7 protein-coding genes and 1 pseudogene are annotated in these 5,105 nt (G+C 65.3%); 2 read left to right on the top strand and 6 right to left on the bottom strand.

What is annotated here, in order from left to right:
• Positions 1–412, top strand: a pseudogene (locus ABT245_RS45535) (hypothetical protein); the annotation flags it as partial.
• 164 nt (positions 413–576) lie between these two features.
• On the opposite strand, the gene ABT245_RS45530 reads toward ABT245_RS45535, so the two are convergent.
• Both ABT245_RS45530 and ABT245_RS45525 read right to left on the bottom strand, forming a co-directional pair.
• On the bottom strand, positions 577–1,395 hold the full coding sequence (locus ABT245_RS45530; RefSeq protein WP_351746958.1) for an SPDY domain-containing protein: 819 nt from the start codon (positions 1,393–1,395) through the stop codon (positions 577–579).
• A gap of 24 nt (positions 1,396–1,419) precedes the next feature.
• Positions 1,420–1,695 carry a hypothetical protein gene (locus ABT245_RS45525; RefSeq protein ID WP_502982328.1) on the bottom strand — a complete coding sequence of 92 codons (276 nt, stop codon included), beginning with the start codon at positions 1,693–1,695 and terminating at the stop codon, positions 1,420–1,422.
• A 521-nt stretch (positions 1,696–2,216) separates the two neighbouring features.
• On the opposite strand from ABT245_RS45525, the gene ABT245_RS45515 reads away from it, so the two are divergent.
• Positions 2,217–2,384 carry a GntR family transcriptional regulator gene (locus ABT245_RS45515; RefSeq protein ID WP_351746955.1) on the top strand — a complete coding sequence of 56 codons (168 nt, stop codon included), beginning with the start codon at positions 2,217–2,219 and terminating at the stop codon, positions 2,382–2,384.
• 220 nt (positions 2,385–2,604) lie between these two features.
• Here the strand turns inward: ABT245_RS45515 and ABT245_RS45510 are convergent, their stop codons facing one another.
• The 4 genes from ABT245_RS45510 to ABT245_RS45495 form a co-directional block, all read right to left on the bottom strand.
• Positions 2,605–2,829: a hypothetical protein gene (locus ABT245_RS45510; protein WP_351746952.1), complete on the bottom strand. Its 225-nt coding sequence runs from the start codon at positions 2,827–2,829 to the stop codon at positions 2,605–2,607.
• A gap of 73 nt (positions 2,830–2,902) precedes the next feature.
• Positions 2,903–3,421 (bottom strand): ATP-binding protein, encoded by a 519-nt coding sequence (locus ABT245_RS45505; protein ID WP_351746950.1) that lies wholly within the window; start codon positions 3,419–3,421, stop codon positions 2,903–2,905.
• Positions 3,312–4,169, bottom strand: coding sequence for a hypothetical protein (locus tag ABT245_RS45500; RefSeq protein WP_351746963.1), 858 nt, complete (start codon positions 4,167–4,169; stop codon positions 3,312–3,314). The genes ABT245_RS45505 and ABT245_RS45500 overlap by 110 nt, the downstream gene beginning before the upstream one ends.
• 329 nt (positions 4,170–4,498) lie before the next feature.
• On the bottom strand, positions 4,499–5,105 hold a 607-nt coding region (locus tag ABT245_RS45495), incomplete at its 5' end, for a hypothetical protein (protein WP_351746947.1).

Below are 5,105 nucleotides of genomic sequence, written 5' to 3'. Positions count from 1 at the left end.
GACACCCGGCGATCGCCGCTGCCCGCACCCCGCAGAAACACCCGGAACCCGCCCGACACCCTTGATCAGAATTCACGCGGTGGATCGAGGCTCAGAGGACCTGTACAGCGATACCGCCGAAAAGTTCTCGCACGGCACCAGGCGCAGCTTCGACGCCATGGTCGACTGCCCGGCTTACCAAGTACTCGTCGGCAGCACGACAGTCGACATTGCCACACACGAGGTGAACACGCCTCAGCTCGGCGACGAACGATGGAGCCAACTCCTCACATTGTCCGCCGGCGGGAAGGACACCATCGTCAAGCAGACCGCGGTCCGGGTCGGGACCATGCTGGTAGTCGTCTACGGTTCTCCCGCTCTCGTCGACCGCCACGTCAAAACAGCGCTCACCAAGGCGACAGCACACAGGTGACGCCGACACACACCATGGCGCCCTCGGCCACAAGGCGAGGGCGCCGTGGCACATCTGGCGAACCGGCCGTGGTACGGCCGAAGTCGACACGAGATCGGCAACACGAAGCCCGACTTCATGGAGCGGGGGCGCCAGGCCGGCAGGGCAGGGACGGCCCGGACGGCTCATCCGGCCGGGGCGCGCAGCAACAGGTTCCGCGTGCTCTCCGGCAACAGCCGGCGCCGGACCGGTGCGGCGGAGCTGAGGGAGGCAGCGAAGGCTGCGACGAGGTCGTTGGGCACGCTGGGGCTGAAAGACGCGGCCCACAAGTAGGTGCCTGGGGTGGGCTCGGCCCACGCCTGCCATCCCGACGGTCCCGGTTCCTCCAATTCCACCCACAGGCTGCGCGGGTCGGCATCCTGGATGAGAGGCGGAACTTCACCGAAATTGATCTGGGAGCTGAAGGTCGTGTCCGCCGCAAGGCGGTCGGGCTGATCAGGGTGGCGGACCCAACCATGCGAGATGACCACATCGAGCACCAGCTCAGGGCCGGCAAATGGAACGGCAGGTCGCTCGCGCGCGTCCAGGGCGATGAGGAAGTCGGAGAGAACCTCACCCGGGACTTCGGATGTGAAGTAGGCCGACCACTGAGCGAGTGGGCTGCTCGCAGCGTCGCGAGCCGACACCTGCCAGGCTATCGGTCGATCGCCCAAGCGGAACGGCTCGTCTGGCAGGAGCCATTGTGCCCACCGGAGAGAGTCAGGACTGATGTGCAGAACGGTGCTGCGCAGGACCTGCTGCTCCCCCGGCGCCTCGTCCGGCTCTCGACGGCCCCGGACGATCGTGAGGCTCGTCCAGCCCAGGCGGGTCAGTGTGTCGGCGACGGCGTCATACAGACGTCCGTCGTCTCCAGCCAGATGCCGGGGGCCGACCCAGTACGCGGGCGGACGGCCGCTCGGGCCGGCGGAGTCGAGTGGCGAATCGGGGTACATGGGCGCCTCCAAGCGGGTCGGATGTGTGCTGCGCGTCTACCGTCTGCGAGCGGCGCGGCGCGGCCGACGCGGCGGCGTCTCTGTAGGCGCCTGCCAGGCAAGGGCAACGGCCACCTCAGGAGGCAGGACACCGAGCTGGCCTTCGGGATCCCGGCTCTCGGCCAGGTAGACCACCGACCGCCCCAATTCGCCACGGGCTTCGAAAACGTCTGCCACACGGTGCGACATCGGGAAAAACGGGTTCATCGCCAGACGCACCGGCGCGGCCCGATCACATGCGGACAGCCTGTCGATGAGGTCTCCTACGGTCATTTCCGAAGGCACCACGGAATCCTCCGGTCCGGAAAATAAGGGCGATGGGGATCGATTGCAGCACCCGAGCGGGAAAGCAAAGAGACGGGCGAAGATTTCCGCCCCGGCCTCATATTCCGCCAACACAAGGATGCGCCCGACCGAGCGGCGCAGCCCCGCCGGTCGAGTCGATCATCACTTTGACCTGCAGCGCTACCGGCACGGTCGTCTAGATTGGCATGTCACAGTGCGCACTGGCCAGTAGTTCGTGGATCTTTCCTGTCTGCCACCGGCGAACTGCTCATTGGGAACAGCGAGACTCGTTAGTCCAAGGGCGCGGCTCTTCTGAAGAGAGTGCGAGGAGGGGGACGGGAACCGAGGGCCTTCTTTGGGGGTGCTTCCACCTCGGCATGCAAGATCGATACCTCTATCTCGCTCGCCATGATGAGGCCACACCCGACGAGGGTGGGCCCACGGGGACCGGGCGACGGCAGGCGGAACTACACCGGTAGTGCGGGACACCGTGGTCATTCGTTCGCGGGGTGAGTGAGCTTGATCGTTCCCGCCCCGTGTGGCGGCAGGTGGCCGAGATCATCAGCAAGCGGATCGCCGACGGGACCTATCCGCGTGGCAGCCGGGTGCCGGGCATCGTCGAACTGTCGGCTGAGTTCGGCATCGCGGCCAGCACCGCCCAAGAAGCTCCGCGGTGACCGAGACCGGCCCCGTAGCCCCGTTGTCGCCCTGCCGAGCGGTCGTGAGCCTGCCTAGCGTGCGAAGTGTTCTCCACAATCACTATGTCTCGCGAGACACCAGCCTGATCATCAGCGGCCGGTACATCTCGCCGCTCCTGGAGGTCAGCAGCTGGCGCCAGCTAGGTCATTCAGGCCCCTCCCTGCGGACGTGCTGTTGCGCCAGTCGGGGACCCCCTCGTCATAGGGAGGGGCCAACAGATGTTCGAGGGGCGGTCCTGCGATCCTGCGGCGGGGGTGCGCTGGCGGTGCGTTCGATCTGGGTCTGGGAGGCGTTCAGGGCTCTGGTGGCGGTGTTGTGGTTGCCGTCGAGCGCCGCGGCGTCGGCGTGGGTGGACTGGTAGTAGGCCACACCGCGCGGGTCCAGCTCCTGGCCGAGCACGCCCACAAGCTCACGGGCGTACAACCGCCGCAGACTGGACAGTAGTTTCCCTGGAGCGGCCCCGCTGCGGCCGTCGTGCTGTGCGGGACGGTGATGGTCATCCTGGATCCTGAGGTAGCTCCCCGCGCCGAAGGAGCGCCCGGCCGGCTGCCAAGGTGGCGTGCACTGCTGGAGCGGTAATCGGGATCGACGATTCACCACGACGCCGAACGATGCTGATGAAGGCGCCCTCAACCTTCCCATCCACGATCGCTCCGTGGACAAGGAACGGCTTGTGCTCCTCAGGCTGTGGAGGGATATGGAGAACTACCAGGCCCCCTCCATCAGTTGACACCACCTCGATGTCGAGATAGTCCGGCGGTGGATACAAATGTTGCTCGATCGCGGTTTGATAGCTGCGGAGCGTCCGACCATCCACTGGCACTGGACAGATGCTGGTAATGGTCTCACCGCCGAGACCTTTCTTGCCGCGCATACCGATTACGACGATGCCGCCGTGCTCAGCATTAGCGAAGCGGGCGACAGCCTGCGCGATGGAGATCTTCCCCGAGGGAGAATGAAGGTTGTAGTGGGCGCTCTTTACGTCGAGCCAAGGACCCTCCTCCTGCCCGATCAAAACCTTCGCATTCCCAGAACGCTAGGACCTTCCAATCCCATAGCCATTCAATGTCGGATTCGTGGGCAATGTCAATGAAATCAGCTATATTACCCCATCCGATATCTCCCTCGAATGGTGCGTCTGAGGCTTCTCCGAGATGGGTGAGGATGGTGCTCACCCAGCCGCTGTACTGCCGTTTTCCAAGCTTCTGCCGGGTCGGGGGCGGCCCGCCTTCAGACGCGACCCCTTCGCCTTCCGCCTCGTTCGGGATGTTTACCTCCGGGGCCGCTCCTCCCTCGGGCACGTGCTCCTCCGGGTTCACCTCTTTGGTCTCCTCGGGGTCATGATCTGACTCGTATTCGGCGGCGGGGACACCGACGGGGCCACGGGCAGAGCGGCGGATCGTTGCAATTCCCTTCGACAGAGCGGTCATGCTCGTCAAGGTCCAGCAAATGGCGTCGCCCCATGTCGGGGTGGACGTGGGCGGCTGGTGGTGTGCGATGTGTACGCCGGTCCACAGGCTTTCGGTGCCGTCGCCGTGGCTACACCTGATCAAGGCGCCTTCGGGCTTCCTGCGGTACGGGTGGACGAACCACGGGTCAAGCCATTCGATGCCGGCGGCTGTTGCGGCATCGAGGAAGTCATCGACCAGCCCCCAGTCGATAGGACCACCGGTGACCGGTTTGAACGCGTCGTCGTACGTGAGCGTGGGGTCATCCGGCGGCATCTTGGCGAGGATGGCGAAGACCCAAGGGGCGTACGGCATGGATCAGCCCGCCGAGATATCAACCGGGGTCGGGGTGAAGTCGGGCATGGCAGCTCGCCCCCTTTCTGGTGTGGTCTGGCGAATAGCAGAAGACTCCAGGGCTCGGTAAGGCTACCTGCGGTTCGGGCCGTGACCAGGATCAATCTGGCCATCAGGCATGGGAGTTGACCGATAGTAGGCCGCCGAATCGTCGCGCGGGGCTCGGGCTGATGCGTGCGTCGTACCGTGAGGCAAACTGCCCCGCGGGGCACCGGTGGGCCGTCGTGCAGCGGGCCGCCTCCGCGCCAGGGCAGAGACGGCCGCTGGCGGTCGGACTTACGCTCGCACTCTCAGTCGCCCGGACGGATCCGGTTCTGCGTGAGACGGTCGATGACTTGACTCGGCAGGCACCCGTGTTCCGTCATCACCGAGCGGACGTAATGTCGCAGTGTCTGCTCTGCCGGAATTCCAGTCGCGCTGGTGAGCAGGTCGCTCCACACAGTGGAGATGTCGCCAGCGATCTGCTGGATGATCTCGGTCGAGGCAAGGTAGACGTTCGGGTTCGCGGCGTGGGCGTGCTGAGGGTCGACGGTGAGGCGATCCGACACGATGATCGCCGGACTGCCAGCGGGCGGGTGATCCATGGAGCGATCCGCCGCCAGCTGATCGAGCTGGGTGTTCGCCTGTCGGATGTCGTGGAGTGGCAAAAGGCCGTCGGAGTGCTGCTCGGACTTAGCCTCGACAGTCATCCAGATTGCGGTGCTCCATACCCAGGCCGAGTCGCATCGTCCCTGTCCTTTGGGCTTGGATGCCTCGGCACCGAGGAACGAGCCCAACGTGGTAAGCCCTCCCTCGTAGACCGCTGAGCCTCGATCCACCGCGTGAATTCTGATCAAGGGTGTCGGGCGGGTTCCGGGTGTTTCTGCGGGGTGCGGGCAGCGGCGATCGCCGGGTGTC

This window comes from Streptomyces sp. NPDC001508 (assembly GCF_040298665.1).
In the GTDB taxonomy this organism is placed as follows: domain Bacteria; phylum Actinomycetota; class Actinomycetes; order Streptomycetales; family Streptomycetaceae; genus Streptomyces.
This window is presented reverse-complemented; position numbering and strand designations above follow the sequence as displayed.